Origin of the sequence: Paenibacillus sp. LC231, from assembly GCF_001860525.1 — a bacterium.
Classification (GTDB): Bacteria; Bacillota; Bacilli; order Paenibacillales; family Paenibacillaceae; genus Paenibacillus_AQ.
In genome coordinates, this window is sequence record NZ_JFOM01000026.1 from 252,776 (window position 1) to 267,743 (window position 14,968).

16 protein-coding genes are annotated in these 14,968 nt (G+C 52.6%); 2 read left to right on the plus strand and 14 right to left on the minus strand.

What is annotated here, in order from left to right; all coding sequences use genetic code 11:
- Positions 1-32: 32 nt before the first annotated feature.
- From AK95_RS18310 to AK95_RS18365, 13 genes are all read right to left on the minus strand, one after another.
- On the minus strand, positions 33-1,538 hold the full coding sequence (locus AK95_RS18310; protein ID WP_071221332.1) for a response regulator: 1,506 nt from the start codon (positions 1,536-1,538) through the stop codon (positions 33-35).
- Positions 1,531-3,408, minus strand: coding sequence for a sensor histidine kinase (locus tag AK95_RS18315; RefSeq protein ID WP_071221333.1), 1,878 nt, complete (start codon positions 3,406-3,408; stop codon positions 1,531-1,533). The genes AK95_RS18310 and AK95_RS18315 overlap by 8 nt, the downstream gene beginning before the upstream one ends.
- Before the next feature lies 1 nt (position 3,409).
- Complete coding sequence (locus tag AK95_RS18320) at positions 3,410-4,468, minus strand: LacI family DNA-binding transcriptional regulator (protein ID WP_071221334.1); 1,059 nt, start codon at positions 4,466-4,468, stop codon at positions 3,410-3,412.
- Between the two features lie 243 nt (positions 4,469-4,711).
- Positions 4,712-5,845, minus strand: coding sequence for an SGNH/GDSL hydrolase family protein (locus tag AK95_RS18325; protein WP_235613145.1), 1,134 nt, complete (start codon positions 5,843-5,845; stop codon positions 4,712-4,714).
- A 75-nt stretch (positions 5,846-5,920) separates the two neighbouring features.
- Positions 5,921-7,336, minus strand: a complete 1,416-nt coding sequence (locus tag AK95_RS18330; protein WP_071221335.1) for a radical SAM protein — start codon at positions 7,334-7,336, stop codon at positions 5,921-5,923.
- Positions 7,337-7,353: 17 nt separating this feature from the next.
- A complete protein-coding gene (locus tag AK95_RS18335) occupies positions 7,354-8,142 on the minus strand; it encodes a prolipoprotein diacylglyceryl transferase (protein ID WP_071221336.1) in 789 nt (262 codons plus the stop codon).
- A gap of 68 nt (positions 8,143-8,210) precedes the next feature.
- Positions 8,211-8,474 (minus strand): B-box zinc finger protein, encoded by a 264-nt coding sequence (locus tag AK95_RS18340; RefSeq protein WP_071221337.1) that lies wholly within the window; start codon positions 8,472-8,474, stop codon positions 8,211-8,213.
- Positions 8,475-8,698: 224 nt separating this feature from the next.
- Positions 8,699-9,145, minus strand: a complete 447-nt coding sequence (locus AK95_RS18345) for a VOC family protein (protein ID WP_071221338.1) — start codon at positions 9,143-9,145, stop codon at positions 8,699-8,701.
- 79 nt (positions 9,146-9,224) lie between these two features.
- The gene (locus AK95_RS18350) at positions 9,225-10,154 is read right to left on the minus strand and encodes a sigma-70 family RNA polymerase sigma factor (RefSeq protein ID WP_071221339.1); all 930 of its coding nucleotides are present in this window, start codon (positions 10,152-10,154) and stop codon (positions 9,225-9,227) included.
- Positions 10,154-10,759 carry a DUF2087 domain-containing protein gene (locus tag AK95_RS18355; RefSeq protein ID WP_071221340.1) on the minus strand — a complete coding sequence of 202 codons (606 nt, stop codon included), beginning with the start codon at positions 10,757-10,759 and terminating at the stop codon, positions 10,154-10,156. Before AK95_RS18355 ends, AK95_RS18350 begins: the two co-directional genes overlap by 1 nt.
- Positions 10,760-10,976: 217 nt before the next feature.
- On the minus strand, positions 10,977-11,165 hold the full coding sequence (locus tag AK95_RS33505; protein ID WP_074961888.1) for a hypothetical protein: 189 nt from the start codon (positions 11,163-11,165) through the stop codon (positions 10,977-10,979).
- A gap of 220 nt (positions 11,166-11,385) precedes the next feature.
- Entirely contained in the window at positions 11,386-11,928 is a 543-nt protein-coding gene (locus AK95_RS18360; protein WP_071221341.1) for a histidine phosphatase family protein, read from the minus strand.
- Positions 11,929-11,943: 15 nt separating this feature from the next.
- Positions 11,944-12,390 carry an NUDIX hydrolase gene (locus AK95_RS18365; RefSeq protein ID WP_071221342.1) on the minus strand — a complete coding sequence of 149 codons (447 nt, stop codon included), beginning with the start codon at positions 12,388-12,390 and terminating at the stop codon, positions 11,944-11,946.
- Positions 12,391-12,629: 239 nt separating this feature from the next.
- On the opposite strand from AK95_RS18365, the gene AK95_RS18370 reads away from it, so the two are divergent.
- The gene (locus AK95_RS18370; protein WP_071221343.1) at positions 12,630-13,868 is read left to right on the plus strand and encodes an MFS transporter; all 1,239 of its coding nucleotides are present in this window, start codon (positions 12,630-12,632) and stop codon (positions 13,866-13,868) included.
- Between the two features lie 83 nt (positions 13,869-13,951).
- Here AK95_RS18370 and AK95_RS18375 read toward each other — a convergent pair whose 3' ends face one another.
- Positions 13,952-14,197 carry a PepSY domain-containing protein gene (locus AK95_RS18375; protein WP_071221344.1) on the minus strand — a complete coding sequence of 82 codons (246 nt, stop codon included), beginning with the start codon at positions 14,195-14,197 and terminating at the stop codon, positions 13,952-13,954.
- Between the two features lie 233 nt (positions 14,198-14,430).
- Here AK95_RS18375 and AK95_RS18380 point away from each other — a divergent pair, with 233 nt between their 5' ends.
- Positions 14,431-14,949 (plus strand): cupin domain-containing protein, encoded by a 519-nt coding sequence (locus tag AK95_RS18380; RefSeq protein ID WP_071221345.1) that lies wholly within the window; start codon positions 14,431-14,433, stop codon positions 14,947-14,949.
- Positions 14,950-14,968: the final 19 nt, after the last annotated feature.

A 14,968-nucleotide genomic window follows, 5' to 3' on the forward strand; every position in this document is an offset into this window, starting at 1 on the left:
TTTGCTTTTATTGTCCTCAGTTTAGATAACAGTCACCTAACAAAATCGCGGTACTCCTTTGGTGTTTTCCCCGTCATTTTTTTGAATACTTTATTAAAATAAGCCGGGTCCGGGTAGCCCACGCATTCGCCGACCATATACGTCTTGAGCCCGTGATCCTCCTTCAGCAGCCGCTTGGCATGCTCGATTCGCACGGCGATACAATAGTCGGTAATCGTCTCCCCCGTCTCGGTCTTGAACAGCTTGCTCAAGTAACTCGGGGTCAAATAGACCAGATCGGCGAGGTGCTGCAGCTCTATTTCCTCGGTATAATGCTGCTGAATATAGGCTTTGATCGTCTCCACAGCCCGGTGCTCGCTCTTCCCTTGATCCAGAAGCCCGGCGGCCTGCTCCACAGCAGTCTTCAGCTGGCCCGCGAAGGAGCGCCAATTCTCGCTGTTTCCCGGCTCTAGGTTCCAATCCACATCCCCGACTGGAATGCCGCGCTGCTTCATCTCTTCCGCCATATATGACTCCAGGACAAAACAAACCTCTCTCAGCTCGGCCCAGCCCGGCTGCAGGGAAGCCGTCTCATCCAGCCATGTCCGCAGCGCCGCCGGCAAGCGCGCATACTCGCCGGCACGCAGTGCCGGAAGCAGCAGCTTATCCAGCGAACGGACAAGCCGGTAGCGCTCTTCCTTCTGAACCGGCTGTCTGCCTTCACCCCCACAGCAGCGCCTTTCGTCGCTGTACCAAGCCTGCTCCAGCACGCGCGCGGCTTCCCTGTAGGCCTGCGGCAGCCATCGGCTTCCACTGAACACGCCGCTGATGCCTGCCTTCGCCGATGTGCCCGCGGGAAGCTGCTGCAGGAGCATCGCAGCCCATTCCCTTACGATATTCGCATGGCTGGACTCTGCAATGGACACCAGGATCGCCTGCCGTTCCCCTTCGCAGTCGATAATTTTCTGCTCAGCCCCCCAAGCCGATGTCCATTCAAGCAGCCTCTCTTCCACGATTTCCGGGAATGTGCGAAGCAGGATGACCGCATAATATCCGTGGAACAGCGCCTGCTGATCCAGTCGGTCGCAGACTTCCTCAAACAAATGCCCCGGCATTTTTCGCTGATCCGCGCCTAACAGGAAGCTCGCCAGATCGTCCGACTCCAGCTTGCGCTCGTTCTGCTCGCCCTTGACCAGCTCGTCGACGTTCTCCAGCATGCGAAGCAGCTCTTTCATATTGACCGGCTTGAGCAAATACTCCAGGGCTCCCTGCCGCATGGCGGTCCGGGCATATTCGAAATCGTTATAACCGCTCAGCACGGCGAATTTGGTATGGCAGGCCATCTGCTTGATATTCGCCATTAGCTGGAGCCCGTTCATTTGCGGCATTTTGATATCGGTAATAACCAGATCGGGCTGCAGCTCATGCCATTGATCCAGCAGCTCCTGACCGCTTGCGAACGTCCCCACGACGCGGTACTGCTCGCCTGCATCCTGTATGAGCTTGCCCAGCCCTAACCTGATCCGTTCCTCATCATCCACCACTGCAATGTTAAGCATTCGCAAGTCCTCCTGTTCTCGGTTCTTCTATATGGTCCGCGGGAAAGGTAATCCGAACGGAAGTGCCCTGCCCTTCCTCGCTGTCTACGCCAAGGCCGTAAGGTCTGCCGTATCGGAGCTGAAGTCTCTCATGCACATTGCGCAGCCCGACCCCCCGGCCGTCCGTACCTTGAGGCTGCGCCTGATCCAGCAAGTGGCGCAGCCTGTCAAGCGCTTCTCTCGACATGCCCAGCCCGTCATCCGTTACGGTGAAAACATGGTCCGTACCATCCATGGCATAGGTAATGGTCAGATGGAGCACGGGTTTGTTCTCGTCAAAGCCATGATTGACGGCATTCTCGATAATCGGCTGAAACAGCAGCTTCATCACCTTAATCGAATTAGCTGCCGGATCATCCGGCAATGTCAGCATGAACCGCTCGCCGTAACGGTAATTGAGCAGCTCGATGTAGGCTTTGACATGCTCCCACTCGTGCTTCACCTCCACGACCTCGCTGCCGGCATGAATGCTGTAACGGAGCTGCTTGCCTAACAGCTGAACCATATCCCCCACCTCATGATCATCATGAAGGACGGCCGTCATCCGGATCGTCTCCAGCGTGTTGTAGATAAAATGCGGATTGATCTGGTGCTGTAGGCGCTCCAGCTCCGCCTCCTTCTTCCGCTTCTCGATCGTGTAAATATCATCAATAAGCTGTTTGATGCGTGCCATCATCCGGTTGAACGAAACCCCGATCAGCGATGCCTCGTCACGCCTTCGGACCGGGAACACCACATCCAGCTTGCCGGCCTGCACCTGCTTCATCAGATGGACGATGGACCGCAGCGGTCTTGTCAGTGCATAAATCAGAATCAGGGAAATGATAAGGGCAAAGCTGGTAACGCCGACAGCCGCAGCGATCGTAATTTTGCGGGTCTTAAGCGCATCCTGCATCAGCTGACGCTCCGGCACCGTAATCAGGATCAGCCAGCCCGTCTGCTCGGATTTCCGGTAAACGACCAGCTGCTGCTCCCCGCCAACGTCAAGCCGAAAGCTTCCTTCGTTACCGGTGGCCTGGGCAAGCGCCTCATTATCGGTCATGCTGCGGGACAAATATTTCTTCTCGCTGTCATAGATCACGGTCCCGTTGTCATCCAGGATGAAGGTGGTGCCGTGCGTCGTTTCCTCCAGGTCGGTGACGATGTTCTCGATCACGCCGATGTTGGCATCCACCACGATGGTGCCGATAGAATGGTACGATTTATCGATAATGTCGCGGACGACCGTGAACATATACTGCTTGCTGCCGGCGGACACGGCGATCTCCTGCGTGCTGACCAGCACGGGCCGGCCGCCGGCCGCCGTGGCGAGCTTGCGCCAGTTGTCATAGTACTGCTGCAGATTCGAGCGGTTTCCGCCGCTTTTGACCACGTAATACGGGTTGCCGAAAAGGTCGAACAGATACACGTTACTCGTGCCTTCCTTTATGTTGTTCATGAAATAGATGCTCCGCTCGACCTTGCGCGTGATCTGGAGCTTCAGCTCGCTCTCGTTCAGGCTCGCCGATTCCTTCGGCTGTCCTTCCGCCTGGTAATGCCGATTCGACAGCTCAAGCCCTGACTGAATTTCATTGAGGTACGAGGGAATGATCGAAATTTTCATCATATCGGTCACGTAATCGTCCAGCTTGCCCATCATTTTGCTCGACAGCTGGGACACGTAGGCGACCGTATTGTTCTCGATGGTGGCCGAATAGCGTTCTGCCGCAAAATACGTGATGAGCCCGATCGGGAGGATGATCAGAAACAGAAAGACCACAAACAGCTTCCGGTCCAGACGCCCAGCCGGCCGCTCCTTCCATAGACGGGCAATGCAGGCGCGCATATTCATCTCAATCGACCTTCTTGGCATAAGCCGTGGATTCGCGGAGGATGAAGTCACCGGCAAGCAGTATTTTTTCCAGCGGACTATCCGGCTGCTCCACCCGTCTCATCAACATCTCCACCGCCCTGCGTCCGAACGCCTCCTTGTTGACGTGAATGGTGCTCAGCGACGGAGTCGCAAAAGCCGCATCCTCAATGTTGTCAAAACCGGTAACCGAGCAATCTGCGGGCACTTTGGTACCCAGCTTGCCAAGGACCGTCATAACGCAGATGGCAATGGAGTCGTTCGCGCACACAAAGGCAGTGGGCAGCTCATCCATCCGACTTAGTATCATCTCCAGCGCCTCCGTCATTTCGGAGCGGTTGTCCCCTTCGAAGCTAAGCAGCTCCTCGTTCTGATTCAGCGGGATCCCCTGCTCGCCGAGAACGGAGCGGTACCCTTGATAACGATCGGTGAAGCTGCGCGAAAACCGGACGTTGCCCACGAACTGAAGCTTTCGATGCCCGCACCCCGTCAAGTAATTGGTTACCCGTCTCGTGCACTCCACATTGTTCATGAACAGGGAGTCTGACGGAATCAGCGGATCTTCATGATCAATCAATACGAAGGGGATCTCCAGGCTCCGAATTTCGAGGAGCAGCTGCGACGAGATGAATCCGACGCCGATGATGCCTCTCACCCCGCTCGGATTAATCAGGTTCGCAAAGCTGTCCTTGAATTGGTCGGTCACGATGACCATCCCCGTCTCCCTCAGCTCAAGCTCATTTGTGATTCCATCGATAATTCGTCCCCAATACAGTGAATCACGTGTCTGATAACGGACATTCGGAACGAGCACGATTACGGTCTCCCTCGCGGCAAGGGGGCCGCTGGCGTTAGTTTCGTTCTTCTTGCCTCCGGCCTTCGGGGGCTTGTTGGCAAAATAGCCGAGTTGGGTCGCGACGTTCACGATTTTCTCCCTTGTCTCCAGACTGACGCCGGATTTACCTGAAAGCGCTTTAGAAACTGCGAACTTTGAAAGTCCGAGATGATCGGCAATTTGCTGCATCGTGACTTTTCCTGCCATAAGCTGCACACATCCTTTAGCATAATCGGTTAGTTATTAGTTATTTGTTATCATAACATCCTATTTATTAGGCAAACAATTAAAAGTTTTTGAATTAGGCGAGGGCACAGACAAAAGCCCGTTCCAACCGGGAACGGACTTTGTAACCTAATGATTCACCTTATTTACGTTTCATTGCGATAATGAAACTCCATACATACACCTTCATACACCGATACGCTAACATTTGGACGGTTAACTGCCCTATCGCTCTGCTGCAGCGGCTCTATCGCCAATCACTTGCCTTAGCACAGGCTCAAGCCCATCCGCCATCAGCTTGAAGCCAAGGTCGGTCGGATGAACCCCATCAACGGTCATCTCCCCGGGATCGTCACCTAACCAATCCGATCCATCCACAAACGTTAGGTTATGGTCTCCGGCTTCTGTCAGTTCCTGAATGAGCTCCATCTGAAACTTTTTCCGCGCGAGCCGTCCTTCGCGAAACTCCGGCATAAACGACTCGGCTCCATGAGGGATGCGGGATACCAGGATGATGGGAACCTGGGGATGGAACTTCCGGTAAGTCTCGATATACTGCGGCAAGGTCTGCCGATAAGCTTCGGTCCCCCCGCAATTCGCCTCATAATCAATCACGAGGCAGGCCGGCGCAGAGATTTGGGCGGCCAGCTCGGCAAGCTCCGGCTCACCCTTGCCGTTCCCCGAGAAGCCCAGGTTGACAAACTCCAGATGCAGCCTGCGGCTTAAGATATTCGTGTACGACATGCCGGGACGCGACGCGCATCCGCCTTGGGTAATGGAGGTTCCGTATACAATCACTTTTTGGGAAGAATCATAGGATTCCGGTGCCCAGACCTCCGCTTCTGGTTCAAGTCCAATCCACATCTCCTCGACGCCCTGGTATAAAGGCATGTTGAGCAGGAACGAGCGTACTTTGCGGTCCTCAACAGTGAAAAGGCTGCTCTCATACTCTACCTGACCTGGCTGGAAACGGGCCGTTCCTGCATGTTTCCACTCGCCTGGGCCGCCGATATACGCATCCACGCCGCACTCCCCCGTTGGCGGCATGTGATACATGCCGGATCCTGCGGTCAGCCGCACGCGGACCGAGACGCTTCGGGAATTCGTGCGGAAGCGGATCTGACCACCTGATGTGCAGTTCGCTAATGCATCCACCTCCGGCCCTATGGGAACATCAGGTACGGTAGGCAGCCTGCGATATTTATGTTCAACGTTGAGCCAGGCAAAGCCCGATACTCGGAACGGCTCCTCCAATGGGGAATACCATAACAGTTCGTCCGCTCCGGCGTTACCAATCTTCATGTTCTGATCCAACTGAAACGGAGACACCTTATCAGTTTCAGGGCTATTGTTCTGCACAATGTATCGCCTCCCTATGTAAGCTCGGGTCGACTTTTCGTTTCATTGGCATGGAGTGCATTGCCTTAGAACGGCTTACCGGTCCCAGGCCGTGGCAACCTCTGCCTTCAGCTCCTTCAGCAGCTCTTCCTTGTCATCCCGGTAGAACATGTTGTAGGTATCGAACGGGATCATCCGTCCGTCGGGATGCATGATGTGGACGCAGGATTTCTTGACGGAGCGGACATCGAAGTTATGGGCATCCAGGAACTGCATGATAATGACCCGGAAGACGTTGTCATAGGTAATCTGCTCCGGTACGGCGGCCAGCGGCAGACAGCAGAGCAGGCTCTTCAGGGAGAGCGCCGAGGATTGCGGCGAATGGCCCGTTGACAGCAGCTCAAACATTTTGCTCCGGATCACCGGATCCTGCTCAAACACAATCGTGTTGCTGTCGCCCTCGAGCAGGATTTCCGGGTCGATCATCCGCGTCAACGGCAGCACTTCCCCGCCCAGTTTCAAGGCGTAGCCCATAGCCAGGCAATCCGGATGGCAAGGCACCGGCAGAATGTCCGCATCCGTAAACACCTCGGACTGATCGATGATCATACGCCGGACTTCGCTCACGGTCAGCCGGTCGGTTGCCGGATCATACCCCTCCAGCCGGCCTGCTGCCTGAATCGGCTGAATCGTCACGCCGCGCACCGCTTTTTGCTGAAGTCCGTACTGAATAATGTCTCCGATCTCGCCGTCATTGAGGCCTTTCTTCAGCATGACGACCAGCGTCGTGGATATGTTGAATTCATTCAGATGGTCAATGGCCTGCTGGCGGATGCGCCGCAGGTCGGCCCCTCTCAGCTCCTTCAGCACATGCGCCTCAAAGCTGTCGAACTGCAGGTAGATTTCGAAGCCGGGCATATATTCGGCGAGCCTCCGCGCAAAATCGCGGTCCTGGGCAATGCGGATACCGTTCGTGTTCACCATAATATGCTTGATGGGGCGGCTCTTGCACATGTCCAGGATGTCAAAAAAATCCGGATGCGTCGTCGGCTCGCCGCCGCTGATCTGCACGATGTCGGGCTCCCCCTCGTTCTCGACGATCCGGTCGAGCATGAATTCGATCTGTGCAAGCGACCTGTAGGAAGTGCGATGCGGCGACGATTCCGCGAAGCAGATCGGGCACTGCAGGTTGCAGTGATCCGTGATCTCCAGCAGCGTGAGGCAGCTGTGCTGCTCATGGTCCGGACAGAGTCCGCAGTCGTAAGGACAGCCGTAACGGATCGGCGTATTCCAGACGAGCGGCATTTCGGACGGCTTGATGAACTTCCGCGTCTGATGGTAATAATCGGCCTCGGTTGCGATCAGCACTTTTTCCGGACCGTGAACGAGGCATCTTTTGAGCATATAGATCATGCCGTTCTCCTCGATGATCTTGGCTTCCACTTTGCGGTAACAGGTCGTGCATATGCTATTGGTCAGTTCATGATACAGATAAGGCCGGTTTTTTGGCATAATCAAGACTCCTTTGGTCAGCTTGGAAGTTGGGAACCCGGCATCGAACGGCGAAGCCTATTTCTGCCGCCGATCAGCCACGCATAATAGATGAGGCCCGCGATGCAGGCTAATTGAATATTGTTCAGTCCCAGGTAAGGATGCGGCGTCGGCTTGATCCAGTCGATCACCAGGCGGAACAGCAGATACCCGGCCATAAACCATTGAAACATCCGCCCGGACACGTAGCCCTCGCGAGTGGATCTGCCCCGGCTTTGGCGGTACAGCGGAAGCAGCAGCAAGGCCAGCACGATCAGGAACAGGATCTCATACAGCTGAGTCGGATGGCGATAAACCCCGTCGCCAAAATTCACACCCGTGAACCAGGTCGTCGGCGTACCGTAGGTATGGTCATCCAGACCGGTCAGAAAACAGCCGATCCGTCCGAGTCCCAGGCCCAGCATCAGCGGATAAACAAAATCATCGCCCGTGGAATGCTTCCATCCCACCAAGCGCTTCGTCAGCTCAACGCCGATCAATCCGCCCAGAAGACCGCCTACAATCGTCTTGCCTCCCCACAGCAGATGGAATTGGCGCAGCTGTTCCCAGGTGGCGGCCGGATCCTCCAGCCAGAATAGCAGCTTGGAGCCAATGGCCGCGCCGGTAATGATTCCAGCCAGAATCTGCAGGCTCATCAGCTTTGTCATGCCGCTCGGCCTGCGGGTCCATAAATACACGCGGAAGCCGATAAAGTAGGCCAGCGATTCAAACAGCACGTGCGGATGAATCCGCCAGGAACCCAGGTACACATAAACAGGAAACTCCATCTGTCCACTCCTTGATATCAAAACTTGAATTGGAAAAGCAATCTAACCGGAAATAGGCACGCGTTATTTTAATAAGAAAACAAGATTGCGCCGCAAATCGTTAGCAGCAGCAGCGCAAGGCCGCCCAAGATGGCCAGTATGGAGATGATCACGGTCACCCATACGTTCCTTTGCCGTCCCGGCATGCCTGGAGCGGGGTTCATCTCACCGCAGCGGTAGCGACAGCGGCCTGTTTCCGGATTATGGCATTCCTGACACACTGGCTTCCCGCAGCGAGTGCACTGAGCGACGGCCTCCCTCTCGGGATGGTTCATGCAGCGGTAGACTTCCATCCAATCACCTCACTTGGCATTTAATCCCTATATCCCCCATTGTAAACGTTACCGGTGAATTAGACTACCACCTACATTTACGACGCTTGTCCCAGGATTATGAGTAACATTGGGAGGCGCCAGATCCAGCAGCAAAGATGGGCCCGGCGCTTTAACAACAAAAAAAGGCAAGCCTCTGCCTTATGAAAGCCAGCGCTTGCCTATCCATTCCCGTCTTCTATCCGTCAGCTCGTGGGTGCATCCTGCCAAACATTAAACTTGTTGCCGTCCATATCCTTGAATTTGAACTGCAATCCGCAGGCACCGTGATCAACCAGCGGCTCGACCTCTGCCCCGTTCTCCCGCAGCCGTTTGTGCAGCTCGGTAATATTCTCGACCTCGAAGGTTAACGAGAACATCTCATAGTTCTCCCCATCCCATTGGTTGGTTACAAAGTTGGCTGTTCGGTTATCGAGCGTTTCCAGCAGGAATAGCCACTGTCCGTCCCCTAGGATCAGGATAGCGCCCGTATCGTCGCATTTTCTCACAGTAAGGCCAAATAGCTCAGAGTACCATTTTACCGCCAGCGGAAGATTCCTTACCGGGAGATAATTGCAATGAACCCTCTTTAGCAAAGGCTTGTTCACGGATTGGAGCTTGGGCACTTCGTTTAATTGGTTGTCTGTCGTCATCCTATTCACCTCTTGTTTAATGTGGTTACAATATATAGACGATGGAGCCGGATCAATTCCGTCACGAAGTCACTATTTTTTATCCATGTTTTTCAATCGCAAGATACTTATTGCCATCGGGATCATAAAATCCCAGCCATTTGCCGAATACATCATCCTCCCGGATCGGCTCGCTTCTAACCCCTTGTTGATGCAGCTGGTGCCCTAACTGCCCAACGCTCGCTACTTCGAACGTGAGTACTGGCAAGCTGGCCGGTGAGTGATGCTGACATTCGAGCAAATATAATTCCTGTCCGGATTCCAGTACCGGATTTCCGTGCCTGCTGGTTTCCAGATGAAAATGCAGGATAAACCATGCGGTCGCCTGAATTTTATCCGTGACTGGAATATAGAAATGACCGGCTCGCTTAAGGACTTGCTCCGAGACCTGCTGCTCGAAATCCCTCCCCAGACGATGGGTATGGAAATAATGCTCGAAATCACGGGCAAGATGCTGTTTCAAAACTTCTCTGGCACGTCGTATACGGCTTTCAACCGCAGATACCGACATATTAAGGAACTGTCCGATCTCTTTCATGGACCACTCGCTTAAGTAATGCAGCACGACAACGGATCTACTCTTCTCCTCCAATTCCTGCAAGGCTCCCCAGACGGAATCATGGATCACATATTGTTCCAGCCATGGCGTGATATTGTCCGATGATAGAGCCGTTTCATCCAGCGGGAGCGTTCGCCTGCTTCTTTTGGCAAAATCGAGGCTGGTCCGGTGCGCAATCGCATATAGCCAGCTGCCAAGCTTGGCAGGATCGTTCAGCGTATACAGGTTGCGATAGCACTTCAGAAATGCTTCCTGCACCGCATCCTGTGCCTCGTGGAAATCTCCCAGCACGCTGTATGCAACGGATAACAGGGCGTTGGAATACTCGTTGACGATCATCCGGTAGGCATCGAAATCCCCCGCTTTGGCATCCTCGATCCGTTGATAGGATAGCGGCGAATGTTCTTTCATTAGGACAGATCCTCCCACCTTGCCCACATCTCTTGCGGATTGAGCTCATATACCCCATTATCCCTGAACATGAAATGATGCATGATGAACTCCCGACGAAGAGTCGCAAAGTCCTCATGGTAACCCTGAATAAACTCGTTGATTTCCTTCTCGGTGTACTTACGTCCCTTCTCAAGTCGGGATACCATATGCGTTAGCACGATGAGTTTCTTCTTCAGCTGGGCAGGGATGCTCTTCAGCTTTCCATCGGAAGTGAAAAAATTGTTCACGACAGCGTCCTTCGTCCGCTGATCATCTTCCTCCAAGCGCTCCGGAACGCCTGCGGGCCTTACTCTCTGATAGATCAATTTCTCCGTCGCTCTCGCACTATTTTCGATAAAATAATCATTTAGCGAAAAATAGATCGTGTTCTTATCCCTGCGCTCTTTAATCAGGCTCGCTTCCCGCAGCTTCGCTGCATGGTGCGTAATCGTTGCCGGGGTGACGCCGATCTTCTCAGCCAGCACCTGTCCGTTCAATTCGCCTTCGGCTAACAGGATCAGCATTTTGATTCGCGTCGGGTCTGCAAGCGCCTTATGATAACTAACCACCTTATCCAATTGCATGGATATGTTCACTCCCTAAACAATTTGACGAACATCTAATTTACGTTTCATTAAATCAGATATTATCCCATCCGAAATTCAAAGTAAACCTTCAGTAACGCCCGAACTTCACAGAACATGAAAATAGCCCGCTCCATTGTTATAAAGGAGCGGGCTGCTGCATGACTATCGTTTCTCAAGTTTCGTATTCACATGCAGTTAACCAACGAACCGCGTCTTACACGACAGCAGCGTCGACTCTGGACTGATCGGCATTCTGGCATCTCTTGCATACCTTCAGCGCCGTGCCGTCCGACTTGTTGGCGACGTAGAGGAGCTTGATGCGAGAAGTACTGCATACCGGGCATGTGCCGCGGCCACGTGATGGCATACTCCAGAGTGCGCGGCCCCGTTTTGTTTTGGCCATGTTTCGTATCCCCTTTATTTCATAATCTCTCTAATGTTGTTGCGAACCCATGCAATGCACACAGTTTGTCCTTATTGCGTTTATTCTTTGTTATGAGAATTGTAATCCTCAAGGCGAGCAAGCTGGATATCTGTGCAACTCCATTATAGGGGACGACCTGTCGTCAAATATAGGGAATAAATGCTTATGAATTCTTTTTTACATAAGTTGTTTCAAGCCTTCATGAGGTCCATATTCGTTGTATGCCAGGTACATCTTGCAGAAAGCTAAGACGGTATACATCAGGATTGGACAAGCCCTCCCACTCCCTGAATCCAATTCGGTTGTCGTAATGCTTCAGCAGAAGCGAGATCAGGTTGCCGTGCGACACGATGACAGCATTCTGGCTGGAGCTCTGCTGGATCTCCTCCACCACACGAACGGCGCGGTGCATGGCTGTACGACTTGATTCCCCGCCTTCATAACACATATCCAAATCATCGTAAGTTCGGCGAAGCATCTCCCGCCAAGCAGGCTCATTGCGACCCGATAGAATTCTCTCCGTTAATCTCTCATCCATCACGACTTCCACGCCAATGAGATTCGCTAAGGGTTTTATCGTATCGCAGGCTCTACGGTAAGGGCTCGAAACAATATAATCAATCCCTTTATCCGAGAGAAACTCCGCAAGTTCAAGCGCTTGCTGAATACCCTGCCCGGTTAACGGAGCGTCGGCAGCTTGTCCCTCCGCTTTGCAATGCCGCACAATAAATACGTTTTTCATGAAACAGTGCCTCCTTTACAATCCAATATTACCCTTGAGCCCTTGATAGCTTCCGGACTCCGGAAATCCGTGCTGAACGATCGTCATAAACTTCTCGGTGAACCCGTAGCTTGTTAAATCTGCGATTGGGATCAAAACCACATCACCTATGGGATTGGAATCAAACTCGTTCGATGGGAGTCGGATCTCACCCTCTAAGCGTTCCAGCAAAAAAGTAATATGTAACAGGGAGGGCGATGAATCTGGTTTATCACATAGGTACAGGAGTTTCTTCACTTTGGTGGTCAGTCCGGTTTCCTCTACCATTTCCCGAACCATGGCTTCTTCCAGGGTTTTCCCCTGCTCTACCCTTCCTCCGGGAAGCGACCAGCCACGTTCTGCCGAAACGCTCTGTTTGACCAGCAAAATACGTTCGTCTTCAATCAGGATTCCGGTCACTCTAACCTGCAACAGGTTGTTCATTATCACACCTCCAGCTCGTTGGATTCTTCTTATTTTATTACTTTACACGATACGGACCGTTGTTGATAAGGGGGTACGGTGTTTCCGCTGATGAACCAACTTCCATTCACACAGATATTCCAACATTGTTCTCTGAATGTAACTAAGCAACTTTAGTTGTTTTTAACCTGTTGACTCTCACCTTACAGGAGACCGCAAAATAGGTTCCAGCCATTGATTCTGTAAGGAGGAATATCACCATGCCAAGCTCCATCCGTTTACTACGCAACGCCTTCGTCCGAGCGATCCTGATTTCCAATGTATGCTCCCAGCTCGGAATATGGATCCGAAATTTTGCCGTTCTGCTGTATGTCATGGACATGACAGGCGGGAATGCTGTTGCCATTTCCATGATTTCCGTCGCCGAATATGGACCGATCTTTCTGTTTGCGTTCGTAGGAGGTGTATTCGCCGACCGTTGGCGCCCCAAAGCAACCATCGTCTGGTGCGAGATACTCAGTGCCTGCTCCGTCTTCATCGTGTTTCTGATGCTGGAATCCGGCTCGTGGGGCGCCGTATTCTTCGCGACCTTATGCTCCTCCATCCTGTCGCAGTTCGCCCAGCCCTCCGGCATGAAGCTGTTCAAAATCCATGTACCGGACGAGTATGCTTCCATGGGCATGTCGCTGCTGCAAACGCTGTTCTCTCTCTTCATGATCATCGGCCCGATTCTGGGCACATGGGTATTTCAGCAATGGGGCATATCGGCAGCCCTCGTGTTAACGAGCGGATTGTTCATGTTATCTGCCCTAGCCATGCTGTTTGTGCCTAAAGACCAAGAGACATCTATAAACACAGCAGCAGTTCCCTCCATCCTTCAAGATATGGTCGACGGCGTTCGTTATGTTCTATTCAAAAGAGACCTGCTGCGGCTAAGCCTCTGCTTCATGGTTGTGGGTCTTGGGGTGGGGTTGATCTCCCCGCTCAGCGTATTTCTGGTGACCGAACGCTTAGGCTTGTCCGCTCAGGACTTGCAGTGGATTACCATCCCTTACGGAGCAGGCGAAATCCTGGGCGGAATCGTGACGTTTATGCTCGCATCCCGAATCGCTCCCGGACGGTTACTGATGATGGGACTGATCGTGAACGGCGCAGGCATTCTCCTGCTGGGTCTGTCGACAATCCTCTGGCTGACCATGCTCTCGCAATTCCTGATTGCGCTGCTGCAACCCGCTATTTTTATCGGGAACCACACCTTGGTCATGCAGCAAACGGAACAAGCCTACATCGGTCGGGTTACCGGCTTGCGCACGCCGCTCATGACCGGAGCCATGCTGATCACAATGGGATGCTCCGGTCTATTGAAGCAGGCCATGTCACTAACCTCCGTATACGCTTTGGCTGGCGCATGTTTTCTCGTTGGATTCTTGATGATCATCCCACTTCTCCGTGATGGGAATCACACAATGTCAGGACCTGGTGAAGCAACCGAGACTTAACATTCTACACAAATACAAAACCGAGCGAAACGATGACTTCAGCCGTCTCACTCGGTTTATTTGCTTTTTTAGCCAATGACGTCTTAATCCGCGTCGTCTTCTTCCTCCACCTTTAAGATTCTTCCCGATTTTGCGAGAATTTCGACTTCAAACAATCTGTTATCGGATGTCAGAATAAATATTTCATAAACCAACACGCCGTGCTCCAGATCCATATCGATATGAACGATTTGACCAGGCACACGGGCAAGTGCTATTTCTTGAGCTTGCTGCATGGAGACTCTCTGCCTGGTCATCGGCCCTGATACTTGATAGTAATTTCCGTACATTCGGAAGTAACCCCCTCAATAAAAATGTCCGCTCATGTACCATATGAGAGAGGCTGCTCCTTGGTGCCCATTGACGTCGTCTAATAATTACAGTTTTCGCGTGGATTCATATCGGCACGGTAATTTATATCTTAATCGTGGCTTGGGTATATTCTGGGAGGAACGTTCCGTTATAATGAACCATAAGGAAAAACATACCCTATTATCCAAAATAACGGATTGAGGTGAGTCATGTGACCGGAAAAACCCTTGTTCATCCTGATGGTCGAACCGTAACCTTACTCGACAGCGGCACCGACGACCAAGGGGACTATCTCTTGGTACAACATACGATTGTTAAGCAAGGTCCGATGAACGGCCCACATTGGCATCCGGTTCTGCAAGAAACATTTACTGTACAAGAGGGGCTTATGCGATTTGTGATTAACGGAGAAGAGACGATCATAGAACAAGGGGGGCAGGCCCGCATCCTTCCGACTCAGATTCACCAATTCTGTAATGTTAGCACAGACCGACTGGTTGCCCTGCATGAGATTCGCCCTCCGGGACAACATTGGAACATGTTTGAGCTTGTTCACAAATTGGAATGTGAAGGCAAACTTAACAACAAGGGGATTCCGTCGAACCCTTTATGGCTTGGTGCCGCTTGGAGAGTTATGGATGGGTACCTCGCGGGACCGCCCCGGATTTTGCAGACGGCTGTGTTAGGTGGATTAGCACGGCTGGCTGATCTTCTGAAATATCGAGTGTAAGGATCATTCCAAGCAGGAG

Coding starts and splice junctions, on each gene's coding strand:
- AK95_RS18320 (WP_071221334.1), bottom strand. CDS start 4,468: ATGGCAGGAAAAGTCACGATGCAGCAAATTGCCGATCATCTCGGACTT.
- AK95_RS18330 (WP_071221335.1), bottom strand. CDS start 7,336: ATGCCAAAAAACCGGCCTTATCTGTATCATGAACTGACCAATAGCATA.
- AK95_RS18340 (WP_071221337.1), bottom strand. CDS start 8,474: ATGGAAGTCTACCGCTGCATGAACCATCCCGAGAGGGAGGCCGTCGCT.
- AK95_RS18370 (WP_071221343.1), top strand. CDS start 12,630: ATGCCAAGCTCCATCCGTTTACTACGCAACGCCTTCGTCCGAGCGATC.
- AK95_RS18360 (WP_071221341.1), bottom strand. CDS start 11,928: ATGAAAAACGTATTTATTGTGCGGCATTGCAAAGCGGAGGGACAAGCT.
- AK95_RS18310 (WP_071221332.1), bottom strand. CDS start 1,538: ATGCTTAACATTGCAGTGGTGGATGATGAGGAACGGATCAGGTTAGGG.
- AK95_RS18365 (WP_071221342.1), bottom strand. CDS start 12,390: ATGAACAACCTGTTGCAGGTTAGAGTGACCGGAATCCTGATTGAAGAC.
- AK95_RS18350 (WP_071221339.1), bottom strand. CDS start 10,154: ATGAAAGAACATTCGCCGCTATCCTATCAACGGATCGAGGATGCCAAA.
- AK95_RS18345 (WP_071221338.1), bottom strand. CDS start 9,145: ATGACGACAGACAACCAATTAAACGAAGTGCCCAAGCTCCAATCCGTG.
- AK95_RS18335 (WP_071221336.1), bottom strand. CDS start 8,142: ATGGAGTTTCCTGTTTATGTGTACCTGGGTTCCTGGCGGATTCATCCG.
- AK95_RS18315 (WP_071221333.1), bottom strand. CDS start 3,408: ATGAATATGCGCGCCTGCATTGCCCGTCTATGGAAGGAGCGGCCGGCT.
- AK95_RS18375 (WP_071221344.1), bottom strand. CDS start 14,197: ATGTACGGAAATTACTATCAAGTATCAGGGCCGATGACCAGGCAGAGA.
- AK95_RS33505 (WP_074961888.1), bottom strand. CDS start 11,165: ATGGCCAAAACAAAACGGGGCCGCGCACTCTGGAGTATGCCATCACGT.
- AK95_RS18355 (WP_071221340.1), bottom strand. CDS start 10,759: ATGCAATTGGATAAGGTGGTTAGTTATCATAAGGCGCTTGCAGACCCG.